Below are 13,225 nucleotides of genomic sequence, written 5' to 3' on the forward strand. Positions count from 1 at the left end.
CGGGCCCGCGCGTCGAAGGCGCCCCGGCGCGCGCCGGAGGAGGCTGCGACCGAGCCCCCGGCGAAGGCAGCTCGCTGGCCCTACGAGCCCGCGGCCGTGAGCGCCTCCGCGACCGCGCGCCGCGGCGCCTCGCTCGTCGCGGGCGCCTCGACGCCGTCGAGGCGCAGGTCCGCCCCGTCGGCCCGCGCGATCGCCTGGCCGAACCACCGGCCGATCCGGGAACGGAGCCCCCCGGCGAGCTCGGGCCGCGCGCCGGCCCGCGAGAGCACCTCGATGACGGAGTGCTCCGGAGACGCCGCGACCTCCACGATCGTCCCCTGAGGCGTCTCACCCGCCAGCGCGCGCTCGATCGCCAGGAGGAGCGCCCCGAACGGGATCGCCTCCTTGAACGCCTCCGCCACCTCCGGCGGAATCAGCACGCGCCGATCCCGGAGCGAGCGCTCCGCGCCGCGCGGCAGCACGTGGAAGAGCGGAGCTGGTCTGAGCACGATGTACGGGGCGCCGTCCCGCCGGAGCCGGCGGATGCCTTCGTCGTCGTCCCGGCGCGAGGTCACGAGGAGCAGCGAGGTCACGCCGGGCGCGCGCGTCGCCGAGAGGGCCGCCGCGAGCAGCCCGGCGGAGGACGACGGCGAGGGCGGCGGCGCGCCGCGCCACGCGACCGGCTCGATGACCACGATCCCGGTCGCGCGCGCGTCGAGCGCAGCCTGGAACAGGTTGCCGCGCTCGGCCGTGGCATGAGCGGCGTCCACCCGGCTGTGCGCGATGCTCCGCTGCGACAGCCCATCACAGACCTGCTCCGTGAGGACGGGGTCCTCTCCGGTGATCAAGAGCATATCAGGGCTCCTTCCTCGGCTGGCGTCGACCGATCGCTAGCCACCGGATCACCCATCGTCAACGGCCGCTCCCGTCGCCAGCACGGCTGTCCGGCACGGCCGATCGTGCGGTGTCAGGGAGGCTGTGCAGGGCCCGGAGCCGGGTGGCGTCAGGGGCGGACGGGCTCACGCGGCGCGCGCCCGGCAGGCGCGCCGCCGCGCGTCCGCGCCGCCGCGGGGGACGCCGCGTAGCGCGCGATCGCGCGCCGGACCGGGCCGCGGTCGCGGCCGCCCGCTCGCACGGGATCGGCCTCGTCGATCAGCGCGGCCAGGGCGCGCGCCTGGGTCGTCGCCCTGGCCTCGAGGACGCCGTCGCCGGTCCGCGCGGCGAGCGCGGCCAGCCGCCGCGTGACCCCGAGCGCCGCCGGCAGCGCGCTCGCGGCCACGTATGCGGCCGCGAGCTCCTGGAGCAGGGCGGCGTCGTCGCCCCGGAGCGTCACCGCCGCCTCCAGGTCGGCGATCGCGTCGGCGCGCCGCCCCGCGCGCGCCCGGAGCGCCGCCCGGGCCCGGTAGCCCTCGACGAAGCCGCGCACGTGGTCCAGCCCCACGGAGTAGGTGCGCTCCGCCTCGCGCGGATCGCCCGCCCGCTCGTACAGCGCGCCCAGCCCGAGGTACGCCGGACCGTAGGTGGCGTCGAAGCGCAGGGCCTCCAGGTACCGCGAGAGCGCCACGTCGGCCTGGCCGGCCAGCGCGCGCGCCTCGCCCTGCCGGGTCAGCTCGGCGGCCTGCGCCGTGGCCCACCCGACCTCCTCGGCCCGGGCCACCGCGGCCCCGTGCAAAAGCGCCACGGCGAGCGTGACGGCGAGGGCACCCGCTCGCCGGCGCGCCCTCGCCGCCGCTCCGCAACGCCCCGCGCACACCGCGCCCAGCGTACCGGCGCCCCGCCGCCCGGGCAATCGCCGCCGCGCCGCGGACCGCGACGCCCCGCGGCGACACCGGCGCCTGCCCCCACCCGGCGCCTGCCCCCACCCGGCGCCTGCCCCCACCCGGCGCCCGCCCCCACCCGGCGCCGCGCCCGTGTCCGGAGGGCAGCCGCACGGCGCGAGTTCGCGTAGGATGCGCGGCCATGGGTGAGGTCCTGCGCTTCCCGGACGCGTTCCTGTTCGGCACCGCCGCCTCTGCCACGCAGGTCGAGGGGCACTGCGAGCAGAGCGACTGGGCCGCGTTCGCGCGCGAGCCGGGGCGCGTCCGCGGCGGCGACACGCCGGACGGCGCGTGCGACCAGCTCCACCGCTTCCGCGAGGACGTGGCGCTCCAGGCGCGGCTCTGCATGGGCGCGCACCGGCTCTCCATCGAGTGGGCCCGCGTGGAGCGGGAGCCGGGCGAGTTCGATCCGGCCGCGTGGGACCATTACCGGGAGGTGCTCGGCGCCCACCGCGAGGCGGGGATCACCCCGATGGTCACCGTCCACCACTTCACCCTCCCGCGCTGGGTCGCGCAGCGCGGCGGGCTGCTCTCGCAGGAGCTGCCGGCGCTGCTCTCGCGCTTCGCCGAGCGCGCCGTCGAGGCGCTCGGCGACCTCTGCCAGCTCTGGGTCACCCTCAACGAGCCCAACATGCTCGCCCTGCAGGCGCACCTGCTCGGCGTCTGGCCGCCGGCGCGCAGCTCGCCGGTCGAGGCGGTGCGCGCCCACCAGAACCTCTTCCGCGCGCACACGGCCATGTACCGCGCGATGCACGAGGCCGCGGGCCGCCGCGGCCACGCCCTCTCGATCGGCGTGGCGCACCACCTGCGCGTCATCGAGCCGGAGCGCTTCGGGCGCCTCGCCGACCGGATGTGGGCCGCGCTGTTCGAGCGGCTGTTCAACGACGCGTTCGCGCGCGCCGTCTGCGACAGCGGCCTGCACGACTTCTTCGGGGTGAACTACTACAGCCGCGACCTGGTCCGCTTCTCGCCCGCGCACGCGCGCGCGGGGTTCCTCCGGCGCCTGGTCCCCGAGGGGGCGGAGGTCAGCGATCTCGGGTGGGAGATCTACCCGGAGGGGCTCGGCTACGTGCTCGACGCCTGGTGGCCCCGCGCCCGGGTGCCCATGTACATCACCGAGAACGGCATCGCCGACGCCGACGACGACCAGCGCCCGCGGTTCCTCGTGCGGCACCTCGCCGAGGTCGCCCGGGCCATCGCGCGCGGCGTCGACGTGCGCGGCTACATGCACTGGTCGCTGCTCGACAGCTTCGAGTGGGCCGAGGGCTACGCCCCGCGCTTCGGGCTGGTCCAGGTCGACCACGCGACCCAGGAGCGCAGCCCGCGGCCGAGCGCCGAGCTCTACGCGCGGATCGCGCGCGCGCGCCGCATCGACACGGACGGCGCGGGCGGCGCGCCCTCCTCCGGGCGGGCCGCGGCGCCCGCGTGACCGACAGCACCCGAGAGGCCCGACCGATGCGCATCGCGCTGCTCTACCCACCGCCCTGGAAGATCCCCGCGCCGGGGGAGGCGCCCGACACGGGCGGGGACGGCCCCCCGGCCGAGTACCGCGAGGGCGACCTCGATCCGGACTTCCACCAGACGCCGTACGGCCTCTTCTCGCTGGGGGCGCAGGCGATCCGCGCGGGCCACCAGGTGAAGGTGCTGAACCTCTCCTCGTACCCGTTCTCCGAGGTCGAGCGGGTGGTGCGCGCGCTCGACGCCGACGTGTTCGGCATGTCGTGCTGGACCGCCAACCGGCGCGGCGTGGCGCTCACGGCCCGGTGCATCCGTGCGCTCCACCCCCGCGCCCACATCGTCGTCGGCGGGCCGCACGCGACCCCGCTCGCGGCCGAGGTGCTGCGGCACCACCTCGAGGTCGACACCGTGACGCTCGGCGAGAGCGAGCTCTCGTTCCTGGAGCTGCTCGACCGCCTGGAGGCCGGCCTCCCGGCGACCGGCATCGCCGGCACGGCCTACCGGGCGGGGGGCCGCGTCGAGCTCGGCCCGCCCCGGGCGGCGATCGAGGATCTCGACGCGCTGGCGTCGCCGCACGACCACTTCACGACGCACATCGTGATGACCTCGCGCGGCTGCCCCTGGGCCTGCACGTTCTGCGGGGCGGAGACGACCTGGGGCCGCGGCTTCCGCGGTCAGTCGGTGCCTTACGTGCTCGACGCCCTCGAGGCGGCCGTGGCGCGGTTGCCCGTGAAGATGGTGCAGATCAAGGACGACACCTTCACCACCAACCGCAAGCGGGTCATCGAGATCTGCCAGGGCATCCGCGCGCGGAAGATCTCGTTTCTGTGGAGCTGCGACACGCGCGTCGACGTCCTCGGCGACGATCTGCTCCGGGAGATGCGCCTCGCCGGCTGCCAGCGCCTGAGCCTCGGTGTCGAGTCGGGGTCTCCGGCCATCCTGAAGAACATCGACAAGAAGATCACGGTCAAGAAGATCATCGAGTCGACCGAGCTCGCGAAGAAGTACGGGATCCAGGTCCGTTATTACATGATGCTGGGCAATCGCGGGGAGACGGCCCAGACGTTCCGCGAGACGCTCGCATTCCTGGAGGCGGCGAGGCCGCATCAATACATCTTCTCGTGCCTGTCGATTTACCCCGGGACGCGCGATTTCGACGATGCGGAGGCGGCCGGGTGGCTCGACCGCGAGGTCTACTTCCGGGGCGACTTCCAGGAGCTCAAGACGCCGTTCGACGCCTCGGAGGAGGACACGGCGCTCATGGGCGCCTGGTTCGAGCAGAACAAGGGCCTGCGCGAGCTCTACCGCGAGGGGGTGGACGAGCGCCGGGCGATCCTCGCGCGGCTCGGCGACCATCACGCCGCGCACCTGGAGCTCGGGATTGCTTATCTCGACGCGGGGCAGCTCGACCTCGCGGAGCGCCACGTGGCGCGCGCCCTGGAGCTCGGGGTTCCGGTGCCGGGGCTCGCGTACAACGCCCTCGCCTGCATCGCGGCGCGCCGGGGCGACATCCAGGCGATGCAGGATCACTTCACCACGGCGGCGAGGTGCGACCCGCAGCATCCGGTGCTGATCCGCAACGTGCAGGTGGCGCGGGCGTGGTTCGCGAAGGGCGGGCCGGGCAGGGGGCTGCCGCTCGATCTCGTCGCGCGGTGCGACTTCCAGCTCCTCGAGAGGACGGCGCAGCCGGCGCTGCCGGGGCCGCTCCCGGAGGATTTCGCGGTGTGGCCGCCGGCCGGGGAGCGACGTCGTCCGGCGCTCCCGCGCGAGGAGGGCGGGCGCGAGGCGGCGGGGCAGCGCGGGCGGCTCCGGGTGGTGCCGTCGTAAGGGGGCGCAGACGGAGAAGCTGGGTGCGGGCGGTCCCTTTCACCTCGGCCGCTCAGGGGCCTTCTCCGGGCAGCAGAACAGGTGATCTGGCACCAGCATGGCGCAGCCGTCCTTCCAGGGGTCGTCGGGCGCGTAGTCGGTCCGGTTCTCGGCAGGGTAGAAGTACGCTCTGGGCCTCGCCGGATCCGCGCAGGCGCTGTCTCGCTCCGGCGCCGCCTCGCGGTGCTTCGGCGCGCCGACGCCCCTGGAGCAGGCCGCGGGCGCGGCGCCCGCCACGAGGAGCGCGAGGAGCGTGGCGATGGGCACGCGCGCCGCCCTCCGCCGCTCGCGCCCCTGCCCGATGGACTGCTCGACGCGCTCCCGGGTGGTCATGACAGACTCCGCTTCCTCCGGCGTCGCCGGCCTTGGCTCGACCAGCGCGGTCGCGCTTCAGGTCCTCGGGATACGCCATGTCGTCCACCGCCGCCAGGTGGGCCGGGCTCATGGCCCGGATCAGCGCCGGTGCGGGACGACGAACCCCTCGCCGTCGACCGCGACCGCGCGCCGCTTCAGGAGGCGGCCGACGGCGCGCTTGAACGCCTTCTTGCTCAGGCCGAAGACCGCCCGGATCTCGTCCGGGCTCGAGCGGTCGCCGACCCTCGGCGCGCCCGGGCGAGAGAGCCTCGCGAGGACCTCCTCCGCGTCGCTCTCGAGCTCCTCGTGCGCGTGGCCGCGCACCGACAGCTCGACTTTCCCGTCGGCCAGCACGCTCGTCACGCGGAATCGCGCCGCCTCGCCGCGCGCGAGCCCGTGCGGCTCGTCCGCGGGGACCAGGCCGACGAACCTGCGCTCGATGATGACGAAGAGCCCGATCTCCGGCTCGTTGCGCCACGCCTCGCCCTCGACCCACTCGTCCAGATCGAACTCGCCCTGGTCACGCAGCATCTCGCTCACGCGCATCGTCCCCGCGAGGCGGCCGGTCCTGTCCACGATGAGCCCGATGGGGTGCCGCTGCCCGACCCGCAGATCGCGGGTCTGCTCCGCGTGCGCCACGAGCAGCTCCTTCGGCAGGCCCCAGTCGACGAACGCGCCGAAGGGCGCCACGTCGGTCACCGGGAGGAAGGCGACCTCCCCGAGCGCGACCTTCGGCCGGCGCGTGGTCGCGATGGGCCGATCTTCCGAGTCGAGGTGCACGAACACCTCGAGCGTGTCTCCCTCCTTCGCGCCCTCGGGCACCTCGCCGCCCGGCAGGAGGAGCACCGGCGCGCTCGGGCGCAGGTCGCCCGGATCGGGCGAGAGGAAGGCGCCCGGCGGGCCGAACCGTCGTATCGGCAGGGTCACGAGGCGTCCGAGGAGGTCGTCGTAGGGCATCGGCGCGCAGTCTTGCACAGGCCGCGCGGGGTGTCGTCGCTCCGAGCGTCATCGCGCTGCCGAGCGCTCTACCCACCTGCGGCTACCGGGACACGCGAGCGATGAGCACGCATCCCCCCGCGCGGGTCAGCCGCCGCGTCCCCGCGCGTGCGCCGGGGCGAGCCGCGCCTCGAACCAGCAGAACGTCTCGCGCACCGGGAACGCGCCGCCCTCGCCGTGCAGCGCGGCGAACCGCGAGAGCGCCGCGGGCTCGATGGTCCGCGGGTCGAACCGGTCGTGCGTCGTCGCCTGCCACCAGGTGAGCAGCGCGTCCAGCGACGGGTACACGTGCGTCCCCTGCTGCTCCTCCAGCCGGATCAGCCGCAGGCCGGCGCCCTCGACGTGGCGGGCGAGCGCCGCGGCGCCCTCGAACGCAAAGCCCCCGAGGATCTTCTCCCCCGAAGGGTCCGCGAGCCGTGAGAGCTCGCCGACGAGCGCGGGGAGCGACGAGACGCACTGGACGAGGATGCGCCCCGCGGGGTGGAGCAGGTCGCGTATCGCGCGGAGGACCGCCCGCTTGTCGCGGATCCAGTGGAGCACGAAGTTCGAGAACACGAGATCGAAGGAGCGGCCCCGGGCGAGCTCGCCGAGGCGCTCGGCCGCCCCCACGTGAAACGCCAGGTTGGGCGCGCCGGCGGTGTGCCGGGCGAGCGCGATCCGCGCCGCGTCCGGATCGAGCCCGAGCACGCGCCCCTCAGGACCCACGAGCGCGGCGAGCTGCTGCGTGAGGCCGCCGGTGCCGCACCCGAGGTCGAGCACGCGCTCGCCGCGCCTCACCCTGGCGAGCGCGATGAGGTGCTCGCCGCGCCCCCTCTGCCAGACGCTCCCGCTCCGGTAGGCCTGCGCGACAGGGGAGAGGCTCGCGGCGCTCGCCACCGCGCGGGCTTGCTCGTCGCGCTCCCGGGGGAGGTCACACCTCATGTCGCACCCCCGTGATCGAGGCGCACGGCGACGAGGTAACCCGAGCCGCGGACCACGTTCGCGGCGTGCGGGACGCCCGGCGGGATCCAGAGGCTCGTGCTCTCGACGAGGTGATGGACGCTGTCGCCGAGCTCGACGCGGTACTCGAGGCCCGTCGGATCGGGGAGGATGAGGTTGATCTCCGGGACATCGTGGGTGTGCAGCTCGGTGTAGTCCCGGCGGGCCGGCTCCGCGTCGTCCACGCGGTGGATCGCCAGGTGAACCGGGAACCCCGCGGCGAAGAACCTCCGGATACACTCGACCTCCCGGTGAAACGCGACCGAGGACAGCGGGCTCGGCACGTTGGCGCAGACGACCGCCGCGTCGAGCAGGTCCTCAGGAGAGATGGACGCCGTGAGGAGATCCCTTGTCGTCCTCCGTATCGGTGCAGACATCATGATGCTTCTCCCTGCGTGATGGCGCGGCCGCCTCGCGCGCGCGTGGGGGGTGGGTCCACGGGCGCTCTGGCAAGGCACATGCCGCCTGCCGCGCGTTCGCCGGCGGGACCTGCGTTGACGCCGGGGAGCGGCCGGCGCGGCAAATCAGGCCGACATGGGCGAGCCGCGGCGCGCCGGGCACAGGGGCTCGACGGGGCGTCGGGCGAGAGGCCGTGACATGTCACGCTCGAGGCCGTGACATGTCACGGCCCCTGTCACGCCCTCGCCATGACACCTCACGCGGCGAGGAGCGGCCCGCGCCCCTCCTGCTCGCGCGGCGGCGGCCCGTCGTCGAGCCGGAGCCAGCGGGGCCGCACGTACATGAAGCGCCCCGGGCTGCGCATCACCACGCGCCACAGGAGGACCGTCCCGATCGCGCTCGCCACCGTCGTGGCCAGCGCGAGCGATCCGACATCGCCGATCGCCAGGGCCAGCGCCCGGTTCGCGATCCGGCTGACCCAGAAGTCGCCCAGGTACACGACGAGCGAGTTCTCGCCGAGGTACCGCAGGGGCCCGGTCCACGACAGCTTCGATAACATCACCGCCACGAAGATCACCGCGAGCGCGCCCGCGTAGCCGAGCGCGAGGCTCACGCCCGGCAGCAGCGCCCATCCCGCGGCGACCAGGAGCCCATTGAGGACGCCCCAGCCCAGGAGATAGCCGAGGGCCGCGCCCGCCCGCGCGTGCGCCCACGCGGCGATCCGGAAGATGTGCGGCGCGAGCACGTACCCCGAGTAGAAGAACACGTACCGTGACGCGAAGTTGTCGATCACGGTCCACTCGGTCTCGATCTGCGCGCTGTGGAGCGCCGCGGCGCCGAGCCACATCCCCCACGGCGGGACCGAACGCAGGAGGCGGGTCACGACGAAGAAGATCGGGAGCATGTGGATGAACCACAGCGTGCCGATCGGATCGATCCAGCGCCGAAGGTAGGCCAGCACGACCCCGTGCGCCGTGGCGCCGTCCGCGCGGACCAGGTTGTCGAGGTCCACGACCACGAAGCGCAGCGTCATCCACAGCAGGTAGAAGTAGAAAAAGTGCACGACCTTCGTGTCGAGATAGCGCCGCCACGGCCGGCGCAGCGCGCTCGCCAGAAACAGGCCGGCGATGAGGAAAAAGTCGGGCATGCGGAACGGCCGCGCGAACTCGACGACCTCCTCGAGCCACCCGATCTCGTGCATCCGCTCCTGCGTGATGCCGTTCGCGTGCAGCATCACGACGAAGAAGATGCAGATGCCCTTCGCGTAATCGACCCACTCCACCCGCGGCTTCGCGGCCCGCGCGCTCGGCTCGATCGCGGGCGGTTCACCCGCGGCTTGCATGGGGACAGAAGCCATCATGTCCGGTCACGACCTCGTCGACGCCTGCCCGACGACACGGCCGCGTCACCATGCGACCGTGCGCGAAATCGGGCGTATCGGTCATCATTACAAGAACTGCGAGCCTCCCGCTACCGGGACACACGCTCGATGAACGCGCGTGCGGCGGAGTCCGCGCCGAAATTCCGGCGCGGATCGCGGAGCTCGAACCGCCAGACTGCAGGAGTTCGTCCAAAGCGGCCGTGGCGACATCGCCAGAAGCAGGAGTTCGTCCAAAGCGGCCGTGGCGACATCGCCAGAAGCAGGGACGATCCAGGCGCCCTGCCGAGATGCCCTGTGACACGTCAGGCCGTTCGGCGTGCCCCGATCGGGTTTCTGCGGGCCTCCCGGCGTGCTACCCGCCCTGCATGAGCACAGACCACGGTCGGCCCGGCGGCCCTGCGGAGCCGGAGGCCGAGCAACCCGCCCCGCGCGCGACCGCGCCGAGCCACGCCGAGCGCTGCCGCACGCTCGCGCAGCAGGCCCGTACGGCCACGCTGTGCACGATCGCCCGGGATCCCGCCGGCTACCCGTACGGATCGCTCGTCACCGTCGCCGCGGACCCCCAGGGGCGCCCGCTCCTCCTGCTGTCGGCGCTGGCCGAGCACACCGGCAACCTCAAGGCGCGCCCCGAGGCGTCGCTGCTCCTCGCGGAGCCCGCCCAGGGCCGTGCGGACCCGCTCGCCCTCGGGCGCATGACGCTGCTCGGCCCGTGCCGCCCGCTCGATCCCGCGGAGGCGGCCGCCGCCCGGGCGCGGTTCCTCGCGGCGCACCCGCGCGCCGCGCATTACGTCGACTTCGCCGACTTCGCCTTCTACCGGCTCGACCCGGCGTCGATCCGTTACGTCGGCGGCTTCGGCCGCATGTCGTGGGTCGACGCCGGCGAGTACGCGGCCGCCGAGCCCGATCCGCTCGCGTCCGAGGCCGCGCACATCCTCGAGCACATGAACGCCGACCACGCCGACGCCGTGCTCGCCTACGCGAAGGTCCTCGCCGGGATCAAGGACGCGACGGCCGCGACCATGACCTCGGTCGACCGCTATGGGTTCGAGCTGGACGTCATCACGCCGGCCGGGCCGAGGGCGGCGCGGCTCGCGTTCGACGCGCCGGTCTCGACGACCGACGAGGTCCGCAAGGCGATGGTGGCCCTGGCGCGCGCGGCGCGCGGCGGCGGCGCCTGACGCTCACGCCCCCGGCGCCCCCGATCCGTTCCCGCCGACCCGCCGTCCGCCGGAGCGCCGCCGGCCGCGCGAGCGCGAGAGCGCGTGGTGGAGCCCGCTCTGGAGCGAGCTCAGCGTCGTGATCTCCCGGAGATCGATGCCGATGCTCACCATCGTCTGCGCGACCTCGGGGCCGACGCCCGTGAGGATCACCTCCGCGCCGAGCAGCTTGACCGCCTGCGCGGCCCGGAGCAGCGCGTCCGCGATCTCGGCGTCCACCATCGGGACGCCGGTGACGTCGAGGATCACCGTGGTCGCCCGCTGGGCCACCACCCCGTGGAGCAGCCGCTCCAGGAGCTGCCCGATCCGCACCTTGTCGAGCCGCCCGACGAGCGGCGTGACGAGGATCCCCGCGTCGAGCGGGATGAGCGGCGTCGAGAGCTCCCGGATGGTCGCCTCCTGCGCGTGGATCATCTGCTCCTGGAGCGAGGCCCGCTCCGCCTCGGCCCGCCTGAGCTCGGTCACGTCGTAGCCCTCGGCGATCACGAGCACCGTCTCGCCCGACGCCTCGAGGATGGGCTTCATCTTGAGCTCGAGCGTCGCCGCGCGGCCCCCCGGCCCGTGGAGCACCGCCTCGCACGCGGCGGGGACGCCCGACGTGGCCTTCTGGACACATGCCTTCACCCGCTCCTCGGCGCGGGCGTCGCCGCCCCAGAAGGGCGCCTGCCAGAGGGGCTCGCCGCGGCCCTCGCCCGACCGGGCGCCGGTGAACTCGGCCAACGTCCTGTTGCACTCGATCAGCTCCCCCGCGGGCGTGAGCAGCCCGATGAACATCGACGTCTCGTCGAAGATCGCGCGGAACTTCTGCTCGCTCTCGCGGAGCGCCTGCTCGCGCCGGATCTGCTCGGTGATCGGGTGAGAGAACGCCGAGAAGACCTCCTCCCCGTCGATGCTCACGAGGTGCGCGCTGACCTCGACGTCGATCGGCCGGCCGTCCTTGTGGACGTGCCTCGTGACGAACCGCATCGCCCCCTTCGCCCTGAGCTCCTCGAGGAGCGCGGCGATCTCCCCCGGCTCCTGCCGGTCGATCTGCGCGATGTTCATCGAGAGGAGCTCGCTCCGCTCGTAACCCACGATCCTGGCGAACGACGGGTTGCAGTCGAGGATGTCGCCGTTCATCGCGACGACGTGGAACCCCTCGAGGGCGGCCTGGAGGATGAGCCGCGTCCGCTCCTCCTTCCTCGCGATCTGCTCCCGCAGCCTCTCGAGCTCCTCGCGGAGGCCCGCGTTCTCCTCCCGGAGCCGCTCGATGGTGTCTTGATCTGTCGCCACCTTCGCTCTTGCCTCCCGCACATCCTCGCGTCGCCCTGCGCGCTGCCTGACGAGGGCACCGGATCGAGCGCGCCTCTCGGCCCGTGCTCCCCCTGGAGCCAGGAGCCCGGCGACCGGACGCGCGCCGTCTCATCGCAGCCTGCCGAGAGGATCGCTCATTTCCCGGGGAGCCACAGACTTTTTTCGTGACAGAGGCGGATGAGCGCGCCGGGCCGGCGAGGGACGGACGTGTCGCCGCGGTGTTGCCGCCATGACATGAGGTCGAGGCGCGCCTCTGGGATACGAGCGCTCGCCCGGGCGGCGGCCCGGGAGCGCTCTCGCCATGGACGCCCCTGCCCAGGACAAGCTGCCTCCCCAGGCCCAGGCGAGAGGGCGCTCCAGCGCGGGCGCCGTCTTGCTGAAGTGGCTCGGCGCCGCCGTGGCCGCGGCGGCGCTCTGGAGCGCGCTCCGCGGCGCGGATCTCGACGGCGTGGCGGCGCTCCTCGCGTCCGTGGGCGCGCCGATGATGGCGCTCGGCCTGCTCCCCAACCTGGTCGCGCGCGGGCTCCAGGCCGAGGCCAGCCGGCGCGTCTTCGACGCGCTCGGGCGGACCGCGTCGTTCGGGCGCTACCTCTCGCTCACGCTGTCGACCGAGGCGCTGGTCCTGAGCGTCCCGGCCGGGCCCGCCGTGTCGGAGTCGGCCACGTTTTACCTGCTCCAGAGGTGGTGCGGCGTCCCGGGGCCGCAGGGCGTCGCCGGCATCGCGGCGCGGCGGTCGCTCATCCTGCTGGCGAACGCGGCGTACGTGGCGATCGCCCTCGCGCTCGGCTTCGGCCACCTGGAGCGCGCCTCGCGCCCGCTGCTCGGCGCGCCGGGGCTCCCGTGGCTCCTGGTCCTCTCGGGGCTCGGCCTGCTCGCGGCGTCGATCGCGATGTCGAGCGCGCTCCTCTCCGGCACGGTGGCGTCGCGGGCGCTCGCGCTGCTCCGGCGGCTGCCCGGGCGGCGCGCCGGGGCCTATTTCGAGGCGAAGGCGGCGAGCTTCTCCGCCATGGATACGCACGCCACGGCGCTCGGAAAGCAGCGCGGCGCGCTCGCCCTCTCGGCGCTCCTCCTGCTCGGCATGTGGCTCGCCGAGGGGCTGGAGACGCTCTTTTTGCTCCGCCTGCTCCGGGTCGACGTCTCGCTCGCCGAGGTGCTGTCGTTCGAGGTCGTCCTCGCGCTGCTCCGCGCGGCCGCCTTCATGGTGCCGGCCGGGCTGGGCGTTCAGGACGCCGGCTACGTCGCCTTCCTGCACGCCCTCGGCGTGCCCGACGCCGCCACGGCCGGCGCCGCGTTCGTCGTCCTCAAGCGCGCCAAGGAGATCGTCTGGATCGCCCTCGGCCTGCTCGTCTTCTTCTGCAGCCGGGCGCTCTTCCGGCCTCTGCCCGGGAGAGGGCGTGAGCCGGAGCGCTCTCCCGCGCACGCGAGGTGAGCCCTCCTGTCCACACACGCACGGATCTGGCCTGCATCCGTGCCCGGGGCGGAACGCG

The 13,225-nt window shown here is 74.0% G+C and carries 12 protein-coding genes; 4 read left to right on the forward strand and 8 right to left on the reverse strand.

The annotated features are described in order from the left end of the window. Nucleotides 1–80: 80 nt before the first annotated feature. Both WMF31_RS17390 and WMF31_RS17395 read right to left on the reverse strand, forming a co-directional pair. Complete coding sequence (locus WMF31_RS17390) at nt 81–833, reverse strand: hypothetical protein (protein WP_436603017.1); 753 nt, start codon at nt 831–833, stop codon at nt 81–83. 149 nt (nt 834–982) lie between these two features. Next, nucleotides 983–1,660, reverse strand: a complete 678-nt coding sequence (locus WMF31_RS17395) for a tetratricopeptide repeat protein (RefSeq protein WP_436603018.1) — start codon at nt 1,658–1,660, stop codon at nt 983–985. A 278-nt stretch (nt 1,661–1,938) separates the two neighbouring features. On the opposite strand from WMF31_RS17395, the gene WMF31_RS17400 reads away from it, so the two are divergent. Together WMF31_RS17400 and WMF31_RS17405 are read left to right on the forward strand one after the other, a co-directional pair. Beyond that, nucleotides 1,939–3,225, forward strand: coding sequence for a glycoside hydrolase family 1 protein (locus WMF31_RS17400; protein WP_436603019.1), 1,287 nt, complete (start codon nt 1,939–1,941; stop codon nt 3,223–3,225). A gap of 26 nt (nt 3,226–3,251) precedes the next feature. Continuing rightward, nucleotides 3,252–5,081 carry a radical SAM protein gene (locus WMF31_RS17405; RefSeq protein WP_436603020.1) on the forward strand — a complete coding sequence of 610 codons (1,830 nt, stop codon included), beginning with the start codon at nt 3,252–3,254 and terminating at the stop codon, nt 5,079–5,081. 39 nt (nt 5,082–5,120) lie between these two features. Here WMF31_RS17405 and WMF31_RS17410 read toward each other — a convergent pair whose 3' ends face one another. From WMF31_RS17410 to WMF31_RS17430, 5 genes are all read right to left on the reverse strand, one after another. Continuing rightward, nucleotides 5,121–5,453, reverse strand: a complete 333-nt coding sequence (locus WMF31_RS17410; RefSeq protein ID WP_436603021.1) for a hypothetical protein — start codon at nt 5,451–5,453, stop codon at nt 5,121–5,123. Nucleotides 5,454–5,573: 120 nt separating this feature from the next. Then, a complete protein-coding gene (locus WMF31_RS17415; protein ID WP_436603022.1) occupies nt 5,574–6,431 on the reverse strand; it encodes a CvfB family protein in 858 nt (285 codons plus the stop codon). 126 nt (nt 6,432–6,557) lie between these two features. Next, the gene (locus WMF31_RS17420) at nt 6,558–7,391 is read right to left on the reverse strand and encodes a class I SAM-dependent methyltransferase (protein WP_436603023.1); all 834 of its coding nucleotides are present in this window, start codon (nt 7,389–7,391) and stop codon (nt 6,558–6,560) included. Continuing rightward, nucleotides 7,388–7,828, reverse strand: a complete 441-nt coding sequence (locus tag WMF31_RS17425; protein WP_436603024.1) for a hypothetical protein — start codon at nt 7,826–7,828, stop codon at nt 7,388–7,390. Before WMF31_RS17425 ends, WMF31_RS17420 begins: the two co-directional genes overlap by 4 nt. Nucleotides 7,829–8,103: 275 nt before the next feature. Continuing rightward, on the reverse strand, nt 8,104–9,189 hold the full coding sequence (locus tag WMF31_RS17430) for an acyltransferase family protein (RefSeq protein ID WP_436603025.1): 1,086 nt from the start codon (nt 9,187–9,189) through the stop codon (nt 8,104–8,106). A 404-nt stretch (nt 9,190–9,593) separates the two neighbouring features. On the opposite strand from WMF31_RS17430, the gene WMF31_RS17435 reads away from it, so the two are divergent. After that, nucleotides 9,594–10,406, forward strand: a complete 813-nt coding sequence (locus tag WMF31_RS17435) for a HugZ family protein (RefSeq protein ID WP_436603026.1) — start codon at nt 9,594–9,596, stop codon at nt 10,404–10,406. A gap of 3 nt (nt 10,407–10,409) precedes the next feature. Here WMF31_RS17435 and WMF31_RS17440 read toward each other — a convergent pair whose 3' ends face one another. After that, the gene (locus WMF31_RS17440) at nt 10,410–11,717 is read right to left on the reverse strand and encodes a PAS domain S-box protein (RefSeq protein WP_436603027.1); all 1,308 of its coding nucleotides are present in this window, start codon (nt 11,715–11,717) and stop codon (nt 10,410–10,412) included. 322 nt (nt 11,718–12,039) lie between these two features. On the opposite strand from WMF31_RS17440, the gene WMF31_RS17445 reads away from it, so the two are divergent. Then, entirely contained in the window at nt 12,040–13,167 is a 1,128-nt protein-coding gene (locus tag WMF31_RS17445; protein ID WP_436603028.1) for a lysylphosphatidylglycerol synthase domain-containing protein, read from the forward strand. Nucleotides 13,168–13,225 lie beyond the last annotated feature (58 nt).

This window comes from Sorangium sp. So ce1036 (genome assembly GCF_051369805.1).
In the GTDB taxonomy this organism is placed as follows: Bacteria; Myxococcota_A; Polyangia; order Polyangiales; family Polyangiaceae; genus Sorangium; species Sorangium cellulosum_F.

What these genes read in the sequence shown, in the direction of transcription:
- WMF31_RS17420 (WP_436603023.1), bottom strand. Translation starts at nt 7,391, where the DNA reads ATGAGGTGTGACCTCCCCCGGGAGCGCGACGAGCAAGCCCGCGCGGTG.
- WMF31_RS17435 (WP_436603026.1), top strand. Translation starts at nt 9,594, where the DNA reads ATGAGCACAGACCACGGTCGGCCCGGCGGCCCTGCGGAGCCGGAGGCC.
- WMF31_RS17390 (WP_436603017.1), bottom strand. Translation starts at nt 833, where the DNA reads ATGCTCTTGATCACCGGAGAGGACCCCGTCCTCACGGAGCAGGTCTGT.
- WMF31_RS17445 (WP_436603028.1), top strand. Translation starts at nt 12,040, where the DNA reads ATGGACGCCCCTGCCCAGGACAAGCTGCCTCCCCAGGCCCAGGCGAGA.
- WMF31_RS17400 (WP_436603019.1), top strand. Translation starts at nt 1,939, where the DNA reads ATGGGTGAGGTCCTGCGCTTCCCGGACGCGTTCCTGTTCGGCACCGCC.
- WMF31_RS17410 (WP_436603021.1), bottom strand. Translation starts at nt 5,453, where the DNA reads ATGACCACCCGGGAGCGCGTCGAGCAGTCCATCGGGCAGGGGCGCGAG.
- WMF31_RS17415 (WP_436603022.1), bottom strand. Translation starts at nt 6,431, where the DNA reads ATGCCCTACGACGACCTCCTCGGACGCCTCGTGACCCTGCCGATACGA.
- WMF31_RS17430 (WP_436603025.1), bottom strand. Translation starts at nt 9,189, where the DNA reads ATGCAAGCCGCGGGTGAACCGCCCGCGATCGAGCCGAGCGCGCGGGCC.
- WMF31_RS17405 (WP_436603020.1), top strand. Translation starts at nt 3,252, where the DNA reads ATGCGCATCGCGCTGCTCTACCCACCGCCCTGGAAGATCCCCGCGCCG.
- WMF31_RS17425 (WP_436603024.1), bottom strand. Translation starts at nt 7,828, where the DNA reads ATGATGTCTGCACCGATACGGAGGACGACAAGGGATCTCCTCACGGCG.